The sequence below is a fragment of the Cupriavidus sp. IDO genome, from assembly GCF_000812465.1.
Taxonomy (GTDB): Bacteria; Pseudomonadota; Gammaproteobacteria; order Burkholderiales; family Burkholderiaceae; genus Cupriavidus.
The window spans coordinates 28,029-51,006 of the sequence record NZ_JWMA01000005.1 but is presented as its reverse complement, the minus strand read 5'-3'; the positions used below and the strand labels follow the sequence as shown (position 1 = coordinate 51,006).

At 66.5% G+C, this 22,978-nt stretch carries 23 protein-coding genes; 10 read left to right on the top strand and 13 right to left on the bottom strand.

From position 1 onward, the window contains the following. Positions 1–438: 438 nt before the first annotated feature. From RM96_RS01615 to RM96_RS01600, 4 genes are all read left to right on the top strand, one after another. Positions 439–3,639 carry a bifunctional diguanylate cyclase/phosphodiesterase gene (locus RM96_RS01615; protein ID WP_039006982.1) on the top strand — a complete coding sequence of 1,067 codons (3,201 nt, stop codon included), beginning with the start codon at positions 439–441 and terminating at the stop codon, positions 3,637–3,639. A gap of 120 nt (positions 3,640–3,759) precedes the next feature. Next, on the top strand, positions 3,760–4,851 hold the full coding sequence (locus RM96_RS01610) for a putative 2-aminoethylphosphonate ABC transporter ATP-binding protein (RefSeq protein ID WP_039006981.1): 1,092 nt from the start codon (positions 3,760–3,762) through the stop codon (positions 4,849–4,851). Further along, the gene (locus RM96_RS01605) at positions 4,848–6,605 is read left to right on the top strand and encodes a putative 2-aminoethylphosphonate ABC transporter permease subunit (RefSeq protein ID WP_039006979.1); all 1,758 of its coding nucleotides are present in this window, start codon (positions 4,848–4,850) and stop codon (positions 6,603–6,605) included. Before RM96_RS01610 ends, RM96_RS01605 begins: the two co-directional genes overlap by 4 nt. A 45-nt stretch (positions 6,606–6,650) precedes the next feature. Beyond that, the gene (locus tag RM96_RS01600) at positions 6,651–7,670 is read left to right on the top strand and encodes a putative 2-aminoethylphosphonate ABC transporter substrate-binding protein (RefSeq protein WP_039006976.1); all 1,020 of its coding nucleotides are present in this window, start codon (positions 6,651–6,653) and stop codon (positions 7,668–7,670) included. Between the two features lie 136 nt (positions 7,671–7,806). On the opposite strand, the gene RM96_RS01595 is transcribed toward RM96_RS01600, so the two are convergent. After that, positions 7,807–8,109 carry a PadR family transcriptional regulator gene (locus RM96_RS01595; RefSeq protein ID WP_039006974.1) on the bottom strand — a complete coding sequence of 101 codons (303 nt, stop codon included), beginning with the start codon at positions 8,107–8,109 and terminating at the stop codon, positions 7,807–7,809. A 503-nt stretch (positions 8,110–8,612) separates the two neighbouring features. Between RM96_RS01595 and RM96_RS01590 the strand changes: the two genes are divergently transcribed. Continuing rightward, positions 8,613–9,524, top strand: coding sequence for a DMT family transporter (locus RM96_RS01590; protein ID WP_039006972.1), 912 nt, complete (start codon positions 8,613–8,615; stop codon positions 9,522–9,524). A gap of 2 nt (positions 9,525–9,526) precedes the next feature. On the opposite strand, the gene RM96_RS01585 is transcribed toward RM96_RS01590, so the two are convergent. Together RM96_RS01585 and fur are read right to left on the bottom strand one after the other, a co-directional pair. Further along, positions 9,527–9,778, bottom strand: coding sequence for a hypothetical protein (locus RM96_RS01585; RefSeq protein WP_039006971.1), 252 nt, complete (start codon positions 9,776–9,778; stop codon positions 9,527–9,529). Between the two features lie 30 nt (positions 9,779–9,808). After that, positions 9,809–10,255: a ferric iron uptake transcriptional regulator gene (gene fur / locus RM96_RS01580; protein WP_039006969.1), complete on the bottom strand. Its 447-nt coding sequence runs from the start codon at positions 10,253–10,255 to the stop codon at positions 9,809–9,811. A 700-nt stretch (positions 10,256–10,955) separates the two neighbouring features. Between fur and RM96_RS01575 the strand changes: the two genes are divergently transcribed. Then, the gene (locus RM96_RS01575; protein ID WP_039006968.1) at positions 10,956–11,384 is read left to right on the top strand and encodes a PRC-barrel domain-containing protein; all 429 of its coding nucleotides are present in this window, start codon (positions 10,956–10,958) and stop codon (positions 11,382–11,384) included. 30 nt (positions 11,385–11,414) lie between these two features. Beyond that, a complete protein-coding gene (locus RM96_RS01570; protein ID WP_039006966.1) occupies positions 11,415–11,648 on the top strand; it encodes a hypothetical protein in 234 nt (77 codons plus the stop codon). Positions 11,649–11,675: 27 nt separating this feature from the next. Here RM96_RS01570 and RM96_RS01565 read toward each other — a convergent pair whose 3' ends face one another. Beyond that, positions 11,676–12,287 (bottom strand): UdgX family uracil-DNA binding protein, encoded by a 612-nt coding sequence (locus RM96_RS01565; RefSeq protein WP_039006964.1) that lies wholly within the window; start codon positions 12,285–12,287, stop codon positions 11,676–11,678. 833 nt (positions 12,288–13,120) lie between these two features. On the opposite strand from RM96_RS01565, the gene RM96_RS01560 reads away from it, so the two are divergent. From RM96_RS01560 to RM96_RS01550, 3 genes are all read left to right on the top strand, one after another. Beyond that, complete coding sequence (locus RM96_RS01560) at positions 13,121–13,759, top strand: cytochrome b/b6 domain-containing protein (RefSeq protein WP_052279258.1); 639 nt, start codon at positions 13,121–13,123, stop codon at positions 13,757–13,759. 21 nt (positions 13,760–13,780) lie between these two features. After that, positions 13,781–14,554, top strand: coding sequence for a molybdopterin-dependent oxidoreductase (locus tag RM96_RS01555; protein ID WP_039006961.1), 774 nt, complete (start codon positions 13,781–13,783; stop codon positions 14,552–14,554). Positions 14,555–14,617: 63 nt separating this feature from the next. Then, a complete protein-coding gene (locus RM96_RS01550; protein WP_039006958.1) occupies positions 14,618–14,902 on the top strand; it encodes a pentapeptide MXKDX repeat protein in 285 nt (94 codons plus the stop codon). A gap of 171 nt (positions 14,903–15,073) precedes the next feature. Here RM96_RS01550 and RM96_RS01545 read toward each other — a convergent pair whose 3' ends face one another. The 9 genes from RM96_RS01545 to RM96_RS01505 all read right to left on the bottom strand — a co-directional run bounded on the left by RM96_RS01545 (position 15,074) and on the right by RM96_RS01505 (position 22,940). Continuing rightward, positions 15,074–16,120, bottom strand: a complete 1,047-nt coding sequence (locus tag RM96_RS01545; protein WP_039006956.1) for an SGNH/GDSL hydrolase family protein — start codon at positions 16,118–16,120, stop codon at positions 15,074–15,076. A gap of 376 nt (positions 16,121–16,496) precedes the next feature. Beyond that, complete coding sequence (locus RM96_RS01540) at positions 16,497–17,612, bottom strand: branched-chain amino acid ABC transporter permease (protein ID WP_063925959.1); 1,116 nt, start codon at positions 17,610–17,612, stop codon at positions 16,497–16,499. Between the two features lie 28 nt (positions 17,613–17,640). After that, the gene (locus RM96_RS01535) at positions 17,641–18,507 is read right to left on the bottom strand and encodes a branched-chain amino acid ABC transporter permease (protein WP_039006954.1); all 867 of its coding nucleotides are present in this window, start codon (positions 18,505–18,507) and stop codon (positions 17,641–17,643) included. Next, positions 18,504–19,211 carry an ABC transporter ATP-binding protein gene (locus RM96_RS01530; protein ID WP_039006948.1) on the bottom strand — a complete coding sequence of 236 codons (708 nt, stop codon included), beginning with the start codon at positions 19,209–19,211 and terminating at the stop codon, positions 18,504–18,506. Before RM96_RS01530 ends, RM96_RS01535 begins: the two co-directional genes overlap by 4 nt. Before the next feature lie 2 nt (positions 19,212–19,213). Then, the gene (locus RM96_RS01525; protein ID WP_039006945.1) at positions 19,214–19,936 is read right to left on the bottom strand and encodes an ABC transporter ATP-binding protein; all 723 of its coding nucleotides are present in this window, start codon (positions 19,934–19,936) and stop codon (positions 19,214–19,216) included. Between the two features lie 16 nt (positions 19,937–19,952). After that, positions 19,953–21,251 carry an ABC transporter substrate-binding protein gene (locus RM96_RS01520; RefSeq protein ID WP_039006944.1) on the bottom strand — a complete coding sequence of 433 codons (1,299 nt, stop codon included), beginning with the start codon at positions 21,249–21,251 and terminating at the stop codon, positions 19,953–19,955. A 118-nt stretch (positions 21,252–21,369) separates the two neighbouring features. Beyond that, positions 21,370–21,732, bottom strand: a complete 363-nt coding sequence (locus RM96_RS01515) for a Rieske (2Fe-2S) protein (protein WP_039006942.1) — start codon at positions 21,730–21,732, stop codon at positions 21,370–21,372. Between the two features lie 3 nt (positions 21,733–21,735). After that, positions 21,736–22,047, bottom strand: coding sequence for a YciI family protein (locus tag RM96_RS01510; protein WP_039006940.1), 312 nt, complete (start codon positions 22,045–22,047; stop codon positions 21,736–21,738). A 5-nt stretch (positions 22,048–22,052) separates the two neighbouring features. Continuing rightward, entirely contained in the window at positions 22,053–22,940 is an 888-nt protein-coding gene (locus RM96_RS01505) for an intradiol ring-cleavage dioxygenase (protein ID WP_039006938.1), read from the bottom strand. Positions 22,941–22,978 lie beyond the last annotated feature (38 nt).

The following is a 22,978-nucleotide window of genomic DNA, read 5'->3' as shown; positions in this document are numbered from 1 at the left end:
AGCAAATACCCGTACAAAAACACGCGCACACTACGATAAGACTGGCCGTCCGCCGAGGACAGAAGGCGCTTTTTGCTTCCTTTTTGGCGCAGTCAAAAAGGGAGTCGCCGGCTACGCCGGCGAAACAGCCACGCATCCAAGAACCAAAAGAACCAAACCCCGCAATCCGGCGAAGAACCTTTTTTGTGGTGAAGGGGGTTCTGGGAGGCGGTGGCTCCGGTGCAGAATGCAGCGGAGGGTGCGGCCAATGTGCGCCGGCGGACGGTAAGGCGGCTGGTGGGGCTGTCCGGGGGGCCGCATGCCACGGTATAGTGCGCCCGTTGCTGCGATGGTGTGCTTGCCGGTGGTTTGCCCGCCAGTCGATGGCCGGTGGGCAGCCGCAGCCCCGGAATCCTTCACTTGCCGGAAGAAGCGCCGCCATACCCCAGACCGTTCACCATGAGACTGCCTTCGCTATCGCCCGCGTTGCTTTCGCTGCTGGTTGCCGCCGGCGGCGCGCTGCTGACGGCGGGCGCCTGGCAGTTGGCCGACGGGCTGGAGCGGCAGGCTGCCCAGCAGCGCTTTGACGCGCTGCTGGCCGAAGCGGCCGGCGCCTTGCGCGAACGCATGCACGACAACGAAAGCCTGCTGCGCGGCGTGGCGGGGCTGATCGCTGCCAACCCGGCTACCACGCGCACCCAGTGGCGCAACTATCTCTACACGGCCCAGCTCGACGAGTTGCCGGCGGGCACGCAATCGATCGGCTACGCGCCCATTGTCAGCCCTCAGGGCCTCGGGCCACTGGTGGCCTCGGCGCGCCGCGACGGCCTGCACGAATTCGAAGTGCATCCTGCCGGCACGCGCGACACCTACGTGCCGGTCTTCTACATCGAGCCGCTGGCCGGGCGCAATGTGCGGGCCGCGGGCTTCGACATGCTGTCCGAGCCGGTTCGCCGCGCCGCGCTGGAAGCGGCACGCGACAGCGGCGAGCCGCGCCTCACCAGCGGCCTGGAGCTGGTGCGCGAGTCCGAAGCACAGACCCGGCAGCGCGGCGCGCTGCTTTACCTGCCGGTGTACGGCGGCGGCGTGGCCGCCAACACCGTGCCGCAGCGCCGCGAAGCGGTGGTAGGCTATGTCTACGCATCGCTGCGCCTGGGCGACCTGATGCGCGGCGTGACCGCGCCATCCGCGGGCGACCTGGTGCTGACGCTGTTTGAAGGCGACACGGCCGCCGGCGGCACGCTGCTGTCGGGCGAGGGCACCGACGGCGAGCGCCGCAATGACGGAGGCCAGCCCTGGCTGGTGGCGGAGCGCCAGATCCGCTACGGCGGCAAGACCTGGTCCTTGCAGGCGGCCACGCGGCCCGCATTCGAATCTGCCTATGGCGTGCGGTACGGCGGCCTGCTGCTGGTCGCGGGCACGCTCGCTACGCTCCTGATGGCGTGGCTCACGTTCACGCTGGCGCGCCAGGGCCGCAACGCCATGGCCCGCGCGAGCCTGGCGACCCGTTCGCAGCAGGACGACAGCGCGCTGTTGCGCGCGTGCATGGCGCAGGCGGGCGATGGCTTCGTGGTGACCGACGCTGCCGGCACAGTGCTGAACGCCAGCGAGCGCGCGGCCCAGCTGTTTGGCACCACTGCGGCCGAACTGGCAGGCCGGCCCCTGGTGGAACGGGTGCCCGGCGCTTCCGGCATTGCGGCAGCCACCGGCACGCCGGCAGCTCCGGGCGCAGGCCCGGCGCGGCGCGAGCTGGAAGGCGTGCGCGCCGATGGCACCCGCTTTGCGCTGCGTGCCGGCGTGGCCCGGCTGGCACCGGCGGACACCGCCACCGAACCGCGCTGGATGTGGGCCATCACTGATCTCAGCGACGAACGGCGTGCCGGCCACGAGGCGTCGGTGCAGGCGATGCGCTATGCCAGCCTGCTCGATCATGCAGCCTTCTGCGTCATCACCTTCGACGCGGATGGCCGCATCACCGGCATCAACCGCGCCGGCCGGACCATGCTCTGGTACACCGAAGCCGAACTGCTTGGCAGGGCCTATGAGAGCCTGCATGTGCCCGACGAACTGGCGGCGCACGCGCAGGCCCTGACCCGCGAACTGGATGAGCCGGTCCTGCCGGGGCTGCCGGCGCTGGTCGCCAAGGCGAAGCTTGGCCTGACCGATGAACGCGAATGGACCTGGCTGCGCAAGGGCGGATCGCGCATGCCGGTGCAGCTGGCGCTGAGCGCGGTGCCGGATGCGGACCATGCCCGGCCCGCCGGCGGCGGCTTCCAGGCCATCGCCTACGACCTGACCGAGCGCCGCCGCGTGGACGAGTACATCCGCCACCTGGCGCTGCACGATCCGCTGACCGGGCTGCCCAACCGCGCGGAACTCACCGAACGCTCCGAAGCGCTGCTGCTGCACGCGCGCCGGCATGGCGAGCGGGTGGCGCTGCTGCTGCTCGACCTGGATCACTTCAAGCACATCAACGAATCGCTCGGCCACCCGGTCGGCGACGATGTGCTGCGCACTATCGCCGACCGCCTGAAGGCCGCGGTCCGCCCGGGCGATGTGGTCGCGCGCATGGGCGGCGACGAGTTCGCGGTGGTGCTCGGCGAGCTGCGCCACGACAGCGAGGCCGAGCTGGCCGCGGCCAAGATCCTGGCGCGGGTGTCGGAGGAACTCCAGATCGGCGGCCAGCGCCTGCGCGTGACGCCGTCGCTGGGCATGGCCGTGTTCCCGGCGGATGGCGAAACGCTGACCGACCTGCTCAAGTCGGCGGATGCCGCGGTGTATGCGGCCAAGCAGGGCGGGCGCGCGCAGCTGCGCCGCTTTTCCAGCGAGATGGCGGAGGCTTCGCTCGCACGCTTTACCATCGAAGGCCTGCTGCGGCGGGCGCTGGCCGAAGGGGAGTTCCGCCTGCGCTACCAGCCGATCGTCGATGCGGCCACGCTCGCCATCGTGGGCGTTGAAGCCCTGATCACATGGGAAACGCCCGAGCGCGGCCCGATGCTGCCGTCCGAGTTCATCCCCATCGCCGAACAATGCGGGCTGATCGGGCCGCTCGGCGAATGGGCGCTCGCTACCGCCTGCCGCGAGATCCAGTCCCTGCGCGACGCACTCGGCCGGGAGATCGAGGTGGCGGTCAATATCTCGCCGCTGCAGCTGCGGCACGCCGAATTCCCGGATACCGTGGCTCGCTGCCTGCAGGAGGCCGGGCTGCCGCCGGCAAGCCTCACCATCGAAGTGACCGAAGGCATCCTGGTCGACGGCGGCGAGACCACCATCGAGACCTTCCGCCGCATCCGCGACCTGGGCGTGCGCCTGTCCATCGACGATTTCGGCACCGGGTATTCCGGCCTGAACTACCTGACCCGGCTGCCCATCAACAAGCTGAAGATCGACAAGTCCTTTGTCGACGACGTGGCTACCGAGGGTCATGACCAGGCCGTGGCGGCGGCGATCATTGCGCTGGGCCACCAGCTGCAGCTGACGGTCGTCGCCGAAGGCGTGGAGACCATGGCCCAGTTCGAATTCCTGCGCGCGCAGGGCTGCGACGGCGTGCAGGGCTTCCTGTTCTGCCAGCCGGTGGGGCCCGGGGCGCTGCGCCAGGTGCTGGGCAGCGGCTTCGAAAGCATGCTGCCGGCTCCGCGAGGCCTCGAAGCCAGCGCCTGATCGCCCGATCCCCAAAATCCCCCGATGCCCCCATCGGAATAATTTGCCGTATTGCCACATCCCTGGCATATAGCCTGCCTAAGCTTGCAGCCGTTTCGATAGATTTGCGGAGATTCGGTCATGCAGGCAGGCAAGTCCGGGGAAGGCCGGGCGTTCCTGGCAGTGGAGCAGGTGAGCAAGCGCTTCGGCGGCTTCGTGGCGCTGGACGGGGTCTCGCTGTCCGTTGGCCAGGGTGAGCTGCTGTGCCTGCTGGGGCCTTCGGGGTGCGGCAAGACCACATTGCTGCGCATCATTGCCGGCCTGGAGCGTGAAGACGCCGGCCGCATCCATGCCGGCGGCCGCGAGCTGACCGGCCTGCCGCCGCAGGCGCGCGACTACGGCATCCTGTTCCAGTCCTACGCGCTGTTCCCCAACCTGACCGTAGCCGAGAACGTGGCCTACGGGCTGCATGGCCGCGGCATGGGCCGTGCCCACCGCGACGCCCGCGTGGCGGAAATGCTTGAGCTGGTCGGGCTGGCCGGGAGCGAACGCAAGTATCCGGGCCAGATGTCCGGCGGCCAGCAGCAACGCGTGGCGCTGGCCCGCGCGCTGGCGCCGGCACCGTCGCTGCTGCTGCTTGACGAGCCGATGTCCGCGCTGGACGCCCGCGTGCGCGAGCACCTGCGGATGGAGCTGCGCCAGCTCCAGCGCCGCCTGAACATCACCACCGTCATGGTCACGCACGACCAGGAAGAGGCCATGACCATGGCCGACCAGGTCGCGGTGATGGACGGTGGGCGCATCGTGCAGGCCGGCACGCCGGGCCAGATCTACGAGCAGCCCGCCTCGGCGTTCGTGGCCGGCTTTATCGGGCAGGCCAACTGGCTGCCGGGCCGGTGCAGCGGCACAGACCGCTTTATGGTGGGCGAGGGCGGCAATGCGGTGGATTTCACCGTGGATGCACCGCTGGCACCCGAAGCCAGCCGCCTGTGCTGCCGCCCGGAGGCGGTGCGCCTGCATGCGGGCGAGTCCGAGCCGAACCGCCTGCTGGCCCGCGTGGTTGACCAGACCTACCTCGGCAGCCGCTACCGGCTGGCGCTGGAAGCCGACCGCCTGCCTGGCCTGACCCTGTTTGCCGATGTGCCGCGTGAAGCGCGCCACCAGCTGCCCGAGGCCGGCAGCCACAAGTTCTGGATCTCGTTGCCGGCCTCGGCCTTGCAGGTGTTCGCATGACGCGCGCGGTGCACGAGGTGGCTGACGTGGCAACGATCGGCCAGCCGGCCGGCGCGCCGGCACTGCTGTCGCATGGCCATGGCAGCGCAAGCGGCCGCCTGGCGCACGGCGCGCCCGCGGCCATGAAATGGCTGTGGCTCGGCGGGCTGGCCGTGGCGCTGGTGCTGCCGCTGATCGCCCTGTTCGGCCAGGCCTGGTTCGACGCCGCCGGCAACTGGGCGCTGGGCGCGCGCATGGCGGCACTGGTCGCCAATCCGAACTTCCTGCCCCTGATCGGCCGCAGCCTGGCGGTATCGATGACGGTGGTGGCGCTGGTGGTGCCGCTGGCCTTCGGCTTTGCCTATGCCCTGCAGCGCTCGCGCGTGATTGCGCGGCCGTTGTGGCGCGGCATTGCGCTGCTGCCGCTGTTCGCGCCGTCGTTGCTGCCGGCGATCGCGCTGGTCTACCTGTTCGGCAACCAGGGCATCTTCAAGCATGCCTTCGGTGCGGGCGGGATCTATGGCTTCTGGGGCATTGTGCTGGGCGAAGCGTTCTACACCTTCCCGCACGCGCTGATGGTGCTGGTGGCGACGCTCTCGCTGGCCGACGCCCGGCTGTATGAAGCGGCACGCGCGATGGGCGCGAGCCCGTGGCGCACCTTCCACACTGTCACGCTGCCCGGCGCGCGCCAGGGGCTGTTTGCCGCTGCGTGCCTGGTGCTGACGCTGGTCATCACGGACTTCGGGGTGCCCAAGGTAGTGGGCGGTGGTTACCCGGTGCTGGCGCTCGAAGCCTACAAGGCGGTGGTGGGCCAGCAGCAGTTTGACCGCGGCGCGCTGATCGGCATGCTGTTGCTGCTGCCCGCCGTGCTGACCTTTGGCGTGGACATGGCGATGCAGCGCCGGCAGCGCGCGCAGATGGGCAGCCGCGCGCAGGTCTACGTGCCTGGCCCGGACCGCGTCCGTGACATTGCCTGCCTGCTGATCGTGATGCTGGTCTGCGCCGCGCTGCTGACGGTGCTGGCCACCGCGGTGGGCGCCTCGCTGGTGAAGCTGTGGCCATACAACCTGCAGCTCACGCTGGCCCACTACGATTTCGACAATATGGATGGCGGCGGCTGGCTGGCCTACCGCAACAGCCTGAAGCTGTCGGCGCTGACCGCGCTCGCCGGCGCCGTGGCGATCTTCCTCGGTGCCTGGCTGACCGAGCGCACGCGCGGCCCGGCCTGGCTGCACGGCGTGCTGCGGGCCGGCTTCCTGCTGCCAATGGCGGTGCCGGGGCTGGTGCTGGGCCTGGGCTATGTGTTCTTCTTCAACGCGCCCGGCAATCCGCTGCACTTCCTGTACGGGAGCATGGCGCTGCTGGTGCTCTGCAATGTCGCGCACTTCTACACGACCGGCCACCTGACCGCCGCCGCCGCGCTGCGCCAGCTCGATACCGAGTTCGAAGCCGCCGCGCTGTCGCTGGGCGTGGCGCCGCTGGTGACGTGCTGGCGGGTCACGGTGCCGATCTGCCTGCCGGCCATCCTCGACATCTTCCGCTACCTGTTCGTGTCGTCGATGACGACGGTGTCGGCGGTGATCTTCCTGTACAGCCCGGACACCGTGCTCGCCGCGATCTCCGTGCTGAACATGGACGACGCCGGCGATACCGCGCCCGCTGCGGCCATGTCCACGCTGATCCTGCTGACTTCCGTGCTGGCCGCGCTGCTGCTGCATGCGGCCTCGGCCGGCTGGCTGCGCCGCACGCAGGCGTGGCGCCGGCCGGCGCACTGACGCCCGACCCATTCACTACGCACGCTGCACCCCAAAGGAGAATCCATGTCCCGCACCATCCGTACCGCCACGGCCCTCGCCGCGTTCGCGCTGCTGGCCGGCGGCGCCCACGCCGCCACCGTGCTGACCGTCTACACCGCACTCGAAGCCGACCAGATCGCCGCCTACAAGGCTGCCTTCGAGAAGGCCAATCCCGACATCGAGATCAAGTGGGTGCGCGATTCCACCGGCATCGTCACCGCCAAGCTGCTGGCCGAGAAGGCCGCGCCGCGCGCCGACGCGGTGTGGGGCCTGGCCGGTTCCAGCCTGGCCATCCTCGACAAGGAAGGCATGCTTCAGCCGTATGCGCCGAAGAACCTCGGCGCCATCGACGCGCAATACCGCAGCGCGGCCAATCCGCCGGCATGGGTCGGCATGGATGTGTGGGGCGCGGCGATCTGCTTCAACACCGTGGAGGCGCAGAAGCTGGGCCTGCCCAGGCCAACCTCGTGGGCGGACCTGACCAAGCCGGTCTACGCCGGCAAGATCGTGATGCCGCACCCGGCCTCGTCGGGCACCGGCTTCCTGGACGTCAGCGCCTGGCTGCAGATGATGGGCGAGCAGAAGGGCTGGAGCTATATGGACGCCCTGCACAAGAACATCGGCCTGTACACGCATTCGGGCTCCAAGCCCTGCAAGGTGGCCGCGCAGGGTGAGTTCCCGATCGGCATTGCGTTCGAGTACCGCGCGATGAAGTCGAAGAAGGAAGGCGCGCCGATCGATATCGTGCTGCCGAGCGAAGGCCTGGGCTGGGACATCGAGGCCACCGCGATCATCAAGGGCACGAAGAACCTGGAAGCCGCGCGCAAGCTGGCCGACTTCTCGGCCTCGCATGACGCGATGGCGCTGTACGAGAAGAACTTCGCGGTGCTGGCGGTGCCGGGCATCGCCAAGCCGGATGCGCTACTGCCGGCCGACTACGAAAAACGCCTGATCAAGAACGACTTCACCTGGGCGAGCGCCAACCGCGACCGCATCCTGGCCGAGTGGAGCAAGCGTTACGAGGGCAAGGCGGAGAAGAAGTAATCACGCCCTGAAGTTGAGAAAAGCGAAGCCCCGGGCCGGAAGGCGCCGGGGTTTTTTGTTCGCAGACTTGTTCGCAGAAACGGGTACGCCCCGGACTTCCCGTCCGCCCGCTGGCAGTGGGCACGATCAGGCAGGATCACGTGCGGCCGGCGTCGGCGTGCAGCCGGCGATACAGGTCGTCGATGCGCTTGCGGTTGTTCTGCAGCTCTTCCCGGCCGCGTTCGGTGAGCAGATAGACACGGCCGATCCCGTCGCGCAGCACGCTTTCAAGATAGCCTTCCATTTGCAGCGCACGCAGCAGTGGCCGCACGGAACCGATGTCGACCTGGAAGCCGTACTCCATCAGCATATCCGCCAGCATGGCCACGGTTGCGGGCACCTCGAGGGCGAATTGCAGGACATATACGCGCGCGAGCAGGCCAAGGAACTGTTGTTTCATGTGGCAGGCAACGCGGTAGCCGGCGCGGCGGTTGACGCCAGTTTGGCGATGTGCGGAGAACGGGGTGCGGCGGCGCGGCAAATATGCCCCTGGGCAGGATGGGCAGGGCTGGCGCCGAAAAAAAAGAAGCCGCCAGGGTCCTGGCGGCTTGTCGGGAATGCGTCGGAGGGGTCAATTAACTCTGGCGCAGACCAGATTTTAGTTTAATCAAAGTCGCCTTGTCACGCGTCCGTTACACCCTCCCCTCATCCGGGGGGTGAGGTGGAAAGGTTGTAGAAAGAAATGAGACGGAAACGCGGCCTAAGTGGCGTTAAAAGCACCACAAATGTGCATTAAAAGGCGATAACGCCATGCAATCAGTATGGGTTTGTCGGCATTGGTCGGTGGCATTCCGGGGCAGGCAGAGGTCCGAAATCAGCTTGCGGACGTCTTCCGGCAGGCGTCTAATCGCCGCCATCCCCCGCAGCTTCCTCTGGCGCCACGCGCCCTCGCCAGCACCCATCATGAAACCCGCCGATCTTATCCGCCTGCTTTCGCTGGCCGCCATCTGGGGCGCCAGCTTCCTGTTCATCCGCATCGGTGCACCGGTGCTCGGCCCCTTGCCCTCGGCGTTCCTGCGGGTGCTGATCGGGGCGGTGACGCTGGCGGCCTGCCTGCCCCTGCTCGGCCTGCGCTGGGATATGCGCGGCAAATGGCGGGCGGTGATCGTGGTCGGCATCGTGAATTCGGGCATTCCCTTCGTCATGTACGCGATCGCCGCGCTGTGGCTGCCGGCTGGCTACTCGGCCGTGTTCAATGCCATGACGCCGCTGATGGGCGTGCTGATCGGATCGCTGTTCTTCGCCGAGAAGCTGACGCGGGCCAAGGCACTCGGCGTGATGCTTGGCGTGGCGGGCGTGGCGGTGCTGACCCGCACCGGGCCCGTGGCGTTTTCCGCGCAGGTGCTGCTGGGTGCGGCGGCCTGTCTGGTGGCAACCGCTTGCTACGGGTTCGCGGGCTTCCTGACGCGCCGCTGGATCACTGAGCGCGGCGGGCTCGACAGCCGGCTGGTGGCCACGGGCAGCCTAGCCGGCGCGTCATTGTTCCTGCTGCCGTTCTGCGTGGCTGCGCTGGTCCGGCACAACACGCTGGGCGATGCCGGCGCCGGTGTCTGGGGCGCGATGCTCGGGCTCGGCATGGTGTGTACGGCGATCGCGTACATCCTGTACTACCGGCTGATCGCGGACCTGGGACCGGTGCGTTCGCTCACCGTCACCTTCCTGATCCCGCCGTTCGGGATCGTCTGGGGCGCGCTCTTCCTGGGGGAGACGCTGTCGTGGGCGCACCTTGCCGGCGGCGCGCTGATCGGCATGGCGGTGTGGCTGGTATTGCGGCCCGCGCCGGTGGTGGCGGAGCCCTCCGCCGTGCGTAGCTGAAGTCAGGCGCTTGCCGCCACGTTGTAGCGCTCGCGCGCGAGCATCACCACGCGGCGCGCCTGGCGCAGGTTGCGCACCGCTTCGGCTTCGGTGCGCTCGGGAAAATCGACTTCCGCGCTCCAGTTGCAGCCGGTATGGTCGGGCCGGTGCACGCAGACCGCGCGCAGCTGGCAGTCGTGGCAGCCCGGCTCCTGGCGCAGGTAGCGGTTGAGCAGGTGTTTCAGTTCGGATAGCGGCTTGGCCAGGCGGTCCATGGTCGGCTCCAGGTTGACGGCTCCGCGCGCTCAGCTTTCATCCGGGCGCGCCCGGCATCGGGGGCAGACGCCGTACAACACGAGCATGTGTTCGCGCAGCACAAATGAGTGCTCGGTGGCCACCTGGCGCTGGCGCCGTTCGATCCCTTCATCCTGGAATTCCTCGACACGCCCGCAGGCCACGCAGATCAGGTGATCGTGGTGGCCGCCCTCGTTGAGCTCGAACACCGCATGGTCGGATTCGAAGCTGTGGCGCAGCAGGATGTTCGCCTGCACCAGCTGGTTCAGCACGCGATAGACGGTGGACAGTCCGGCGTCGTCGGTCTGCGTCAGCAGGACGCGGTATACGTCTTCGGCACTCAGATGGCGCCGCGCGCTGGTCCGGAACACCTCGAGGATGCGCATGCGCGGCGACGTGGCCTTGAGGCCGGCGCGCTTCAGGTGGATGGGATCGGAGGTCAGGGGTGGCATGGGCATGCGGCAGCTTGCGCCCGCGCGATCGGTGCGACTTGCACGAAGCGCGGGCGATGGTCAGTCATCACGGCGGGTTTGCGGAATTCAGGCTTGCGGAGCGTCCAGGGCAGCCCCTGCTGGGGCGTCCCGGACGGAGCGCCGTGCCTGGACGACGCGCGGAATAAAAAGGTGGCCTGGCTTGCCGCCGGAAGACGCGATCGGGAAAGCGGGGTCTGGATGCTTTCCCGATCTTCCGGCGACTGGCTACTGCCAAACGCTCCGCGGTACGGAGCGGTCCCCACAAAAGTCGGTAACGAACGCCGCGCGGCGGCATCCGGAATGCTTGCCGGCCGGTCCCGCAGGTCTCGCTACGTGCCGTAGCGGCGCCAGGTCTGGCCGTTCTGCCGGTCGGGCTGTGCGCCCTGTGTCAGACAGTGATGCCATGGTAAATGGGAATCGATCTCATTACAAGTGGAATTTTGCAAGCGGCCTGTTCTCTTTTGCGGCGGCACGGGCCGAGGTCCCCCGTTATGCCGCTTTTTGCAATGGCCGGCAGCAAGAATTACTGCGGCATCGTTGCCTGGCCAGCCCTCCGGGCATGGTCCCTTCCCGCTCTGCCGCCCGGCGCGGACAGCATGCCCGGCGGCACGCATAGCGCTGGCGGCGGGCACGCTCATTGCGCATGCACAAGCGTTCTGACCCGCTACCACTCAAGGAGCGCAACATGCAAACGCACACCACCACCAGCAGGCAAGGCGCGGCCATCGTCGGTTCCGGCGTGGGCGCGGGCCCCGGCCCGGAAGTCATGGCGGCATCGAGCCTGGACGGCACCAAGACGTACTCATCCGACGGCGAGCATGTCGGCAAGATCTCGGAAATCATGCTCGACGTGCCACGCGGCCGCATCGCCTATGCGGTGCTGACCACCGGCGGCTTCCTCGGTATGGGCGACACGCTGCACGCGATTCCGTGGAACGCACTTGTCATGGATACCGACGAGAAATGCTTCCGCATCGCCGCGACTGCCGAACGCATCAAGGCCGACCCGGGCTTCAACAAGGACAGCTGGCCGAGCATGGCCGACGCGACATGGGGCCGGACCGTGCACGAGTACTATGGCCGCGACCCGTATTGGGTGAACCCGCCGCTGTAAGGATGCGAATGGTCCGCCCGGAGAAGGGCCATGTCTTCGTCCCGCTACGTGGGTGCCGCGATGTGGCTGGCGGGCGCTGTGTTCCAGCTGTGGTCCGCCAACCGGCGCTCACGGCGCATCGCCGCAGCCGCGCACGCGCCCCCGCGCACGCCGGTGTCGCTGCGTGAGCTGAGCGCACGGCATCCGGCGCTGACGTGGCTGACCCTCGCGGCGCTCCTGCTGGCGCTGTCGCGCGCCAGTCTGCTCGCGGCGAGCAGGCGTTAGCGGCTGCGGATCGACGCCCAGGGCGTGTCAGGCGCCACGCTTGCGCTCAAGCCTTGCGGCGCGACGCAGGCTCGCGACGATCCGCTCGAAGGTAGCCGCGCGCGCTTCTTCCGAGGTTTGCCGCAAGGCAAAGGAGGGATGGTAAGTGGCAAGCACGAGCCTGCCGTCGTGCTCGACGGGCTCGTCCATCATCGCCGAGAGCGTCACGCTCTTGCGTCCCAGCACGGACCTGGCCGCGGTGGCGCCCAGCGCGACGATGACCAGCGGATCGATCCGCTGGATCTCCCGTTCCAGCCAGTAGCCGCAGGCCTCCATTTCCAGCTGAGACGGTGTCTTGTGCAGCCTGCGCTTGCCGCGCAGCTCGAATTTGAAATGCTTGACGGCATTGGTCATGTAGACCGTGTTGCGGTCGATACCGGCCTTGTGCAGCGCTTCATCCAGCAAATGCCCGGCGGGCCCGACAAATGGCGCGCCTTGCAAGTCTTCCTGCGATCCCGGCTGTTCACCGACCAGCATGATGCGCGCGCCACCGGGGCCCTCGCCGGGCACGCCTTGCGTGGCATCGCGCCAGAGCGTGCAGCGTCGGCAGGCATTGAGTTGAGCGCGGCTGACCGGGGGCTTGTTGGCGGGGGCTGGCATTCGGGCCTCCTGAATACTCGGGCGGATATCTTCGTGAAATGCATGAACTGCGCCATCGGCGAAGGGTTGCGGGATTGGTAACCTGAAGCGGGTTCCAAAGGCGATCAGGTTCTTGTCGGCGATTCCTTGCTTTCCTGACTATTGGTTCTATCGTCAAGGCGGGTTGTTGATGTGTCTGAGGGGGGGGCTGCGGTTGGGCGCTGTCGATGGTTTGACGGCCCCGTTTCGCCCTGCCGGGTGAGTCACTTTTGTCCGAGCGACAAAAGTAACCAAAAACGCGTTTGCTGTCCTCGGCGGACGGCCAGTCTTATCGTAGTGTTCGACGGTTTTTGTACGGGTATTGGCTTCAGGGCATAGCTACGATGCCTGCCGCGTTGTGACGAGACGGCGCGAGGCATTGACAGGCCGTCCTCCCGACCTCGTGAGAGCGGAGTGGTACGCAGCTTGAGACCCGGAGGCATGCGCAGCCGAATCGCGCACCACCGTCGTGGTCCAAAACCTCTTGCCGCAGGCACGTCGCTTGATCAGGGTGCCACTCCGCTCTCACGAGGTCGGGAGGACAGCGGTCTTCCCGGCGTTGCCCCTGGCGATCTGCGCGGCAGGCAGTCTAGTTCTGCCCTGAAGCAAATACCCGTAAACCCGCGCCGTCAAAAAGGAGGTCGCCGGCTACGCCGGCGAAACAGCAGCGCATCCAGGAACCCAGACCTGCTACCCCGCGAAGAGCTAAAAAAATTCTTTGTGAGATCCATGTAAGTTCCCGCCGCGCCGGACGACGAACGTGATGTAAGCGAAACGGCGATAGCCGCGAAACCACATCGCATCGGAGAGAGAACGTGAAGACTGCACGGCCATTGGCGGCGATCAGGCCAAAGACTCCCGCACGCCCATCCTCGACGATCCAGCCGGCCTGGCTGCGCATCACGCACTGGCTGAATGCGATCGCGGTGATCATCATGATGCTCAGCGGCTGGCGCATCTACAACTCTTCACCGCTGTTCGCCTTCCGCTTCCCCAACGACATCACGCTCGGCGGCTGGCTTGCCGGAGCGCTGCAATGGCATTTTGCAGCCATGTGGCTGCTGGTGGCCAACGGGCTGTTCTACCTGGTGATGAACGTTGTCACCGGCCGATTCCGGCGGCGCTTCATCCCGGTCTCGATCCCGTCGGCGCTGCATGACGTGGCCGCGGCCTTGCGAGGCAAGCTTTCGCACGCCAACCTCGCCGAATACAACGCCGCCCAGAAGCTGCTTTATCTCGGGGTGGTCGTCGTGATCGTGCTCACGGTGCTGTCTGGTCTTGCCATCTGGAAGTCGGTGCAGCTCCCGCTGCTGCGCATGCTGATGGGGGGCTATGACGCAGCGCGATGGGTGCATTTCATTGGCATGAGCGCGATCGCGCTGTTCATTGTCGTTCATGTGGTGATGACCGTGCTGGTGCCGCGGTCTCTCATCATCATGCTGCGCGGCCGCTAGGCTGCACCTGGAGGAACTGCCGTGAGCACGCCCGAACGAATCATCCGGCTCGACCGCGAGCTGATCCTGCACGATGCCACCCGTGAACTGAGCATGCCGTCCCGCCGGCTGTTCGGCAAGCGTGCCATCACGCTTGGCGGCCTGCTGCTGCTGACCGGCTGCAGCATCACCGACGAACCATCGGTCGAATCCTTCCTGATGGCGGTCTCGCGCTTCAACGACCGCGTGCAGGGCTGGTTGTTCGACCCGCACCGCCTGGCGCCGACCTATCCTGAGTCCATGCTGACGCGGCCGTTCCCGTTCAATGCCTACTACGGCATTGATGAAGTGCCGGAGGTGGACGCCGACGGGTTCCGGCTCGAGGTCGGCGGCCTGGTTTCGCACAAGACGCCGTGGACACTCGAGGAACTGTACGCGCTGCCGCAGACGTCGCAGGTGACGCGCCATATCTGCGTGGAGGGATGGAGCGCCATCGGCAAGTGGGGCGGGACACGCTTTTCCGACTTTCTCCAGCGCATCGGTGCGGATACGACAGCAAAGTACGTGGGCTTTCGCTGCGCCGACGACTACTACTCCAGCATCGACATGGCTACCGCATTGCATCCGCAGACGCTGCTGACGTTCACCTATGACGGCGAACGCCTGCCGCCGAAGTACGGCTTTCCGATGAAGCTGCGCATGCCCACCAAGCTCGGATACAAGAACCCGAAACATATCGTCGCGATGTTCGTGACCAACAAGTATCCGGGTGGCTATTGGGAGGACCAGGGGTACAACTGGTTCGGCGGTTCCTGAGCATCTACCTGTACCTGACCGGTATTCCGCCGGAATCTTACTTATCTGACCAAGGAGAACACTATGAACAAGCGTCTGGTTTTGCTGATTTCCGCCGGCATGCTGCTGGCCGGCAATGCACTGGCACAGGACACGATGAAGAAGGACGAGATGGGAAAGGATGCCATGGGGCAGAGTGGCAGCATGGCGAAAGACACCATGGGCAAGGACGACATGGCAAAGGACAAGATGAGCAAGAGCCACGCCAAGAAGATGCCGGAGAAGAAGGGGGGGATGAGCAAGGACTCGATGGGCAAGGACTCCATGGACAAGGACACCATGGGTAAGGAGCCCACGAAGCAGTACTGAGCGCCTTGCAGGCCGCTCACGCGCTCTCACGCTGACGCAGGACCTGTCGTCTCGATTGCCATGGCTGGTGGTTGAGGCGACAGGTCCTGCCGCATTCCATCTTTGCTACCAGGTCTTGAGGTCGCGCAGGCGGAAGCTCGGGCCTGGCACGAGCGGAGGCCATCTGGCCGCTTATTTATTCGCCGCCTGCACTGCCTGCTCTACCAGGGTCGCAAACAACGCGTGGAGATGCGTCGTCGGGTGCACCTCATCGGCAAACATGTAGGTCTGATCGGCGTCCGGCACGGTGTAGGTCTTAGGTGAGCAAAAGAGTGAGCTCACTTCGATCTCCTTCGACAGCAGCTGCAGGTTGCATCCGGTCCCGGTATTGCTGACCAGGAACCCCTTCGCCTTGAAATTGGCGAGGACATCATTGATGAAGGCGAACTGGTCGACGCTGATGACCTGGTTCTGGATGCCCATAGCCTGGAGCGCGTTCATCAACGCTGAATTGAAGGTTGACGTCAGCCCCGTGAGAACGGTGCCAAGCGCAGCGTTGTTGACGCCGCGCGGCGACATGGCGATATTTCCAACGTTCGAGACAACTATGTGCTTTGCGCCGGATGCGAGGATCTTTGCGGTGATCGCCGCCAGTTGCTGCGCGGCCACAGTCACCGCCTGATTCGCGTCAGCTGGCGCCTCGCTTCCTGCCACCACCGCCTCGGCGTGGATCAGGATGTCGCTGCCGCCTCCCTGGACAAGGACAAGCTGCCCGTCGCTGAAGTTGCCGTGCGCGGAAAGGTGGTTCTGCAGCTGCGTCACAATCGGGACCGTCAACGCGCCAAGTCCGTTCGGCTTGAAACTGATGCCGTTGGGGTCCGTGACACGGGCGCCGCCTTGGGCGTATCCCAGTCCGTCGGCGTGATTTTGCACCGACACGCCATAGCCACCGGTCTGCGCAGCGGTCAGCGTTCCGCCAAAGAAGTTCGCGACATCCTGGGCCCACACCTGTCCAGGATTGGTGGTGAAACGGCCGCCGCCGACCACTTGCGCCACGGGTGCATAGGTTCCTACATCAGAGATGCTGTCGCCAAACGACACCACCTGGAAACTGAGGGGCGGTTTGGTTGCCGGTTTGCCGTCGTCACCCGAACCGCCACAGGCGGCGAACAGCGTCACTGCGACACAAAGTAGTCCAGAGCGGACGTAGCCGGCGAGGGAGTATTGGCGTGCATTCATGGGAGCGCCCCAGGTGGTTAGAGACGCTATCAAAATGAAGCGAAGCGGTTCTGGCTAGGCGCGCGGCCGCAGACAGTACAAGTAGTACGGCAAGGCCGCGCAACGACGCCAGAATCATTTTGATAGCGTCGCTCAGTGCCCCAGCTGTTCGCGCCAATCAGGACGCCAATGAAGTGAGAAACGGTTGTATGGCGTCACGGACAACTTAACTGCCGATCGGCTGTCCGGCAACCACCACTGCACGCGCGTTTGCCCAGCTCCTCTCCGGTGCTCACAATGTCCACAGCCTTGAAACATGCCTTGCCGGTTGTGGATCAGCGAACTCCGCCTAGTAATAATCTGTAAACTATGAGGTTTCACCGGAAAGGCAAGCTGATTAACCAGCGGTGTGGTGTGGGGCAGCGCCGTCAATCAGCGCGCTCGCGGCGTGTCCGTTGCGGCCCTCTTCCTGCACGGCTGCCCCTTCAGCCGGACCATCGCCGGCAAACACCACCCGCCTCCCCACCGGGAACAACTGCAGGCCGAAGCGCTGCGACAGGTAGCCCCAGATGCCGCCGGGAAAATACATCGCCACGGCAATGGCCACGATGCCCAGCCCGATCAGGTACCACGTGCCAAAGTCCGACAGGTATTTGTTCAGCAGGAAGAACAGCAGCGCGCCGATGATGGGCCCTTCGAGCGTGCCCAGCCCGCCGATCAGCACGATGAAGATGCCGAACGCCGTCCAGTTCACCGAGAACGCAGCGTCGGGCGAAATCCGCAGGTTGCCGAGGAAGTACAGGCCGCCGGCGAACGCGGTGCCGGCGGCGGCGACGAGGTACACCGCGAGCCGCACGCGGCGCACGTCGACCCCCTGGCTGCCGGCTGCCACGGCGTTGTCGCGCATCGCGGTCAGCGCCAGTCCGGGCTTTGCGCGCAGGAACCAATAGAGCAGGGCGATGCTGCCTGCAACCGCGGCCAGCGCCAGCCAAAGCGTGAGCGACTCGCGCGTCGCGCGCGGGATACCCTGCAGCGCCGTCAGGCTGGTGCCCGACCCGCCGCCCAGTGCGGAAACATTGGCCACGCCAAGCCGGAAGACTTCCGCGATCACCCACGTTCCCACCGCGAAGTAGCCGCCATCGAGCCGGAATGCGATGCGCGATAGAGGTACGGCGATCAGCATCGCCACGCCTGCCCCCAGTGGCACCGCCAGGAACGGCGACACGCCGCAGAAGTTGGCCAGCACTAGCATCGCGTAGCCGCCGATGCCGAAGAACGCCTGCTGGCCGATCGACACCATGCCGCCGTAGCCGGCAAGCAGGTTCCACATCATCGCGAAGATCAGGTACGACGCGATCTGCGTGAAGTCGCGCAGGGTATCGCGACCGGCCCAGTAAGGTGTGCTGGCGATGACCACCGCTGCCAGCAGCAGGGCAAGCATCGCCACCTTGCTGGCACGGGTGGTGCGGTGCACTTCAAAGCCGTGCACGGGGCGGTTTGCAGGTTCTGCCATTTCAGTGCCTCTCGGGTATCGGGTATCACTACGCGGTCCTGGGCAGGAAGCCCTGGGGCCTTGCCACCAGCACCGCCAGGAACATGACGTGGCCCAGCCAGATGCCCCAGCCGGGATCGAAATAGAAGCCGGCCTGCTGCGCTACGCCCAGCGCGATGCCGCCCAGGAAGGTGCCCCAGAACGAGCCCATGCCACCGATGATCACGGCCTCGAACGCGTACAGCAGCAGGGCCGGGCCATCGGATGGCGAGACCGCGGTGCGCGTGGCGTACAGCGCTGCCGCCACGGCAATCAGCACAAAGGCCACACCCATCGCGAGCGCATAGGTGCGCCGATGCGATACGCCCATCAGCTGCACGATCTCGCGGTCGTCGGAGGTGGCGCGGAACGCCCGCCCGAGCGCCGTCCTGCCGAACAGCCACTGCAGCGCGAAGGTGATTGCAACCGTCGCCAGCAGCGTGAGCAGAGGCAGGTAGCCGACGCTGATGCCGCCGGGCAGCAGCAGGCTTTGCGACTCGAAGCCGCTGGTGCCGACCGAACGCGGATCCGCCGAGAACAGCTCCTGCAGCACGTTCTGGATCACGATCGACAGGCCGAATGTCACCATCAGCGATGGCAACGGGTCACGGCTGCTGACGCGGTTCAGCAAGCCATACTGCAGCACGTAGCCGACGCCGAACGCGATGACCACCAGCAGTGCGATCGCCACCGCCAGCGGCAGGTGCGCGATGCCTGTCAGGGCAAACAGCACGAACACCAGCAGCACGATAAAGTCGCCGTGCGCGATATTGGTCAGGCGCATGACGCCGAACACCAGCGACTGCCCCATCGCAAAGAGCGCATACAGCGCACCGAGCAGCACGCCCTGGGTCAGGATGTTGAGGAGCGTATTCATGCGTGGACTCCGAAATAGGCCTCGGTAATCGCCTCGTCGGAAGCGGCGGCCGATTCGCCCTCGAGGCTCACGCGGCCTTCCTGGAAGCAGTAGAAGCGCGACGAAACCTGGCGCGCCAGCCGCACGTCCTGCTCGACGATGACAGCGCTCATGCCGCCGGCGACGATGGCGGGCAATGCCGCGTAGATCTCGCGCACGATCACGGGCGCGAGGCCGAGGGACAGCTCGTCGCACATCAGCAGCTCGGGGTTGCTCATCAGCGCCCGGCCGATCGCCACCATCTGCTGCTGTCCGCCGGACAGCGCAGTGGCCGGATGATGGCGCCGCTCACGCAGGGCCGGGAACAGGCCTAGCACTGTGTCGAGGTCCCAGCGCCCGGGCCGGCCGCTGTAGGCGCCGAGCAGCAAGTTCTCTTCCACGCTCAGGCTGGAGAACAGGCGCCGGCCCTCCGGCACCAGGGCGATGCCCTTGCCGACGATTTTCGACGCAGGCAATCCGCCGATCGGCTCGCCCTTGTAGAGGATCTGGCCGGAAGCCGGCGGCAGCAGGCCGACGATGGTCTTCAGGAATGTCGACTTGCCGGCGCCGTTGGCGCCGATCAGCGCAACGACTTCGCCGGCGCCAACGGTGACGTCGATGCCGAACAGCGCCCGGAAGTCGCCATAGCCGGCGGCCAGGTTCCGGGTTTGCAGCAGTGTGTTCATGGTCAGGCCTCCAGGCCAAGGTAGACGCGCCGGACCTCGGGGTTGTCCATGACGGCGCCCGGCGCGCCTTCGGCCAGCTTCTTGCCGAAGTTGATCACCAGCAGGCGGTCGGCCACGGCCAGCAGCGCGTGCACGACATGCTCGATCCAGACGATGGTGACGCCTGCCGCCTTCACCTGGCGGATTTCATCAACCAGCTGGCGGGTCTCCGGCTCCGTCAGGCCGCCCGCGATCTCGTCGAGCAGCAGCAGCCGGGGTTGCGTGGCCAGCGCGCGCGCCAGTTCCAGCCGCTTGCGGTCGAGCAGCGTCAGGCTGCCGGCCAGGCTGTTGGCCCGGGGCTTCAGCCCGGTGCGCGCCAGCACGTCCACGCAGATGCCGTAGGCGTCGCGTTCCGGCTTCTGGCCGCCAAAGGTGGCCGCCACCAGCAGGTTCTCGAACACAGTCATGCCGCCAAAGGGGCGCGGCACCTGGTACGAGCGGCCGATGCCGGCCACGCAGCGCCGGTGCGGCGGCAGGTGGCCGATATCCGCGCCGTCGAAGTACACGGTGCCCTGGTCGGGGCGGATATCGCCGCTGATCAGGTTGAACAGCGTGGTCTTGCCCGCCCCGTTCGGGCCGAGGATGCCGTAGGTTTCGCCCGCTTCGACGCTGAGGCTGATGTCGTCAGTGACCTTCAGCGCGCCAAAGCTTCTGGATACCCGGTCAAGTTGCAGCACATGACTCATGATCCGGCTCCCGTGCTCAGCCAATCAGCCTGAGCGGGCCGCTCAGCGGCACCCCGGGCGCGAGCTGGTTGCTGACGATGGCCAGGTCGAACTTGTGCTTCTGGCCCTTCTGGCCCATGACCCATTGCCCGCCCGCCAGCGGTGTCTTGGCGACGTTCCTGACTGGCCCGGTTCCCCATGCGACGTTGCCGACGATGGTGTTCACGCGTGTCGCCGCCAGCGCGTCGCGCACCGCGATATTGGAGTCGATGTCCTTGGTGCGCCGGAACGTATCGACGGCCACCTCGAAGAGCGCATGGGCAAAGCCGAGCGGCTGCGTCCACTGCTTGCCGGTGGCCTTCTCGTAGTCGGCGGCGAGCTGCTGCGCCGACTGGCCCGTGACCGAAGACTTGAACGGGTGGGACGGGGACCACCAGACCTCGGTGGTCAGGCCGTCGCCCAGTTCGCCCAGCGCTTCGATGGCACTCGGGAACAGCAATGCCTTGCCGATCGATATCACCTTGGGCCGGAAGCCTTGCTGGCGTGCCTGCACCAGGAAGTTCCTGGCGTCGGGCGGAATCACCACGCCTGTGATGATCTGCGCATTGGCCTGCCGGAACGCCGCGATCTGCGCGGAGAAGTCCTGCGTCATGCTCTGGAAGCGGCCGGGAACCTTGAGCGTGAATCCCTTCTGCGCCAGTACCGGCGGAAAGCCCACCCTGGCATCGCCCCAGGCATTGCCATCGCCGTCATTCGGAAACAGCCCGCCGACCGCCTTGTTGGTCTGCACCGACTGCCACATGGCGGTGTAGACGCTGATGACATCTTCCAGCCCCCAGAAGAAGTGGTAGGTAAAGTTGAAGCCCTTCTTCGGATCGCCCTTGCGGCCGAAGAACCACGGCTGCCACGGCACCACGGTGGACACGCACGGCGTTTCGTTCAGTTCGCAGGCATCGCACACCGGGTTGGCGGTCTCGGGCGTGCCGGAGACCAGCATGATGTCGACCTTGTCCTTCAGGATCAGGTCGCTCGCCACCTCGCCCGCGCGGTTGGGGTTCGACTGGCTGTCTTTCACCACGATGCTGACCGGGTAGGTCTTGCCGCCCACGGTCGTGCCGTTCTTCAGCGCGGCCTGCATCTGCTGGATGATGAAGCGGTCGGCCTCGCCGAACGGCGCCAGCGGCCCGGTTTGCGGCGAGACGTAGCCAATCTTCAGCGTGCGGGACCCGGCCGCCCGCACCAGCGGCGAGAATATCGGGGCGGTGGCTGCGAGTGCGCCGCCCGCCGCGAGCTTCACGAGCGTGCGGCGCCTGCCGTTGAAATGATGCGCGTCCATGGTTCCTGTCTCCTGTCGTTGTAATGAGGAAAAAAGCTCCCCCTGCGGAGCCGGTTGCGCCGGCGCCGTGTTGCGAGGCGGATGGCCTCTTGCTGCGGATCGTTGCGTGTCGTGCCGCTCAGGGAACCGGCGGGATGCCCGGCGCATTACACGGTGCCAGGCGCACCTCGCCGTCCACCACGCGGATCGCGACCGGCGTCAGCGTGGCGCCGGCACAAGGCCCTTCGATGCAGCGTCCATCCTCGAAGCGGAACAGCGCGCTGTGATGGGCGCACATCAGCACTTCGCCGTCATAGGTCAGCACTTCGCCCGGCTCGTAGTCCAGGCAGACCGAGAAGTGGGGGCAGCGGTTGAGGTAAGCCCAGGCGTCATGGCCGCGGCGAACCACCACCACGCCCGTGCCGCCGGGCTGACTGGCATCGAATACGTGAGCGCCGCCGTCGGGTACGGACTCCAGGTGACAGAGCAGTGCGTCTTTCATGATCTAGACGCGCCGCTCGGGGTTGCCCAGGCTCCAGTCCCAGGGCCGGATCTCGATGCGCTCGAACAGGCCGGCGTGCGTGTAAGGGTCGCCGCGCAGGAAGCGCTCCACATCGTCGATGTGCTCGGCCTCGATCACCAGCAGCGTGCCGTTCATGGCCTCGTCCCGCGCATCCAGCGTCGGCCCGCCCAGCCGCACGAAAACGCTGTGGTCGGAGGCGGTGCGCAGGTAGGCGCGATGGGCCGGGCGGACCCGTTCGCGCACGGCGCGCATGCCTGGCTTGTCGGTGGCGAAGATGGCGTAGAAGCGTGACATGGCGCTCACCGGGGTGCCAGGACGCGGGGTTCCAGGACGAAGTCGTAGCGCGCTTCACGGAACGGCCCGTCGAAGCCGAAGCGGCTGGCCAGCGGATGGCCAGCGTCGCGTTCCTCGTAGGCGACCTGCAGGGACGGCTTGACGCCGAACACCGCATCCGAATCCAGATACGGATCGCCCTGGTTGAACAGGTGCGTCACCAGCGTACGATGGCCGGGGGCATCGATCATGAAATGCAGGTGCGCCGGCCGCCACGGATGGCGGTTGGTGGCCGCAAGCATGCGTCCGACGGGGCCATCGCTGGGAATCGGGTAGCAGACCGGCACGATGGTGCGGATCGCGTAGTAGCCGTCGGCGTCAGTGCGGTAGCGGCCGCGCAGGTTGCCGTGCGGCTGGGCGGTGTCCTGTCCGGAGTACATGCCGTTTTCCGCGGTTTGCCAGATATCGAGCACGGCGTCGCGCAATGGCGTGCCGTCGGCCGAGCAGACGCGGCCGTGCACCAGCGCCGGCGTGCCCGCCGTGGCCGCCATGTTCTCGCCAAAGGCGCGGTCCGGCATGCCGGGAATGTAGAACGGCCCGAACACCGTGGTGTCGGTGGCGCTGCTGGCGTGGCGGTGGTTGATGGCATCGACCAGCATCGACACGCCCAGCGTGTCGGACAGCAGGATGAATTCCTGCCGCACCAGTCCGTCGCACATCTTGCCGGTGTCCGTCAGGAAGCGGATCGCGGCAAACCATTCCTCCTCGGTCGGCTCCACTTCGCGGACATAGGCATGCAGGTGCCGCACGAGTGCCTGCATCAGCGTCTTCAGGCGCGGGTCGGGCGTTCCGGCAAGGCGCGCCACGACCTGTTCGGTGAGGGCGGCCTCGGCAGCGGTGTCGGGTGTCTCCATGATGTTTTTTTCCTGTGGATTCTGCGAGGTCGATGCGA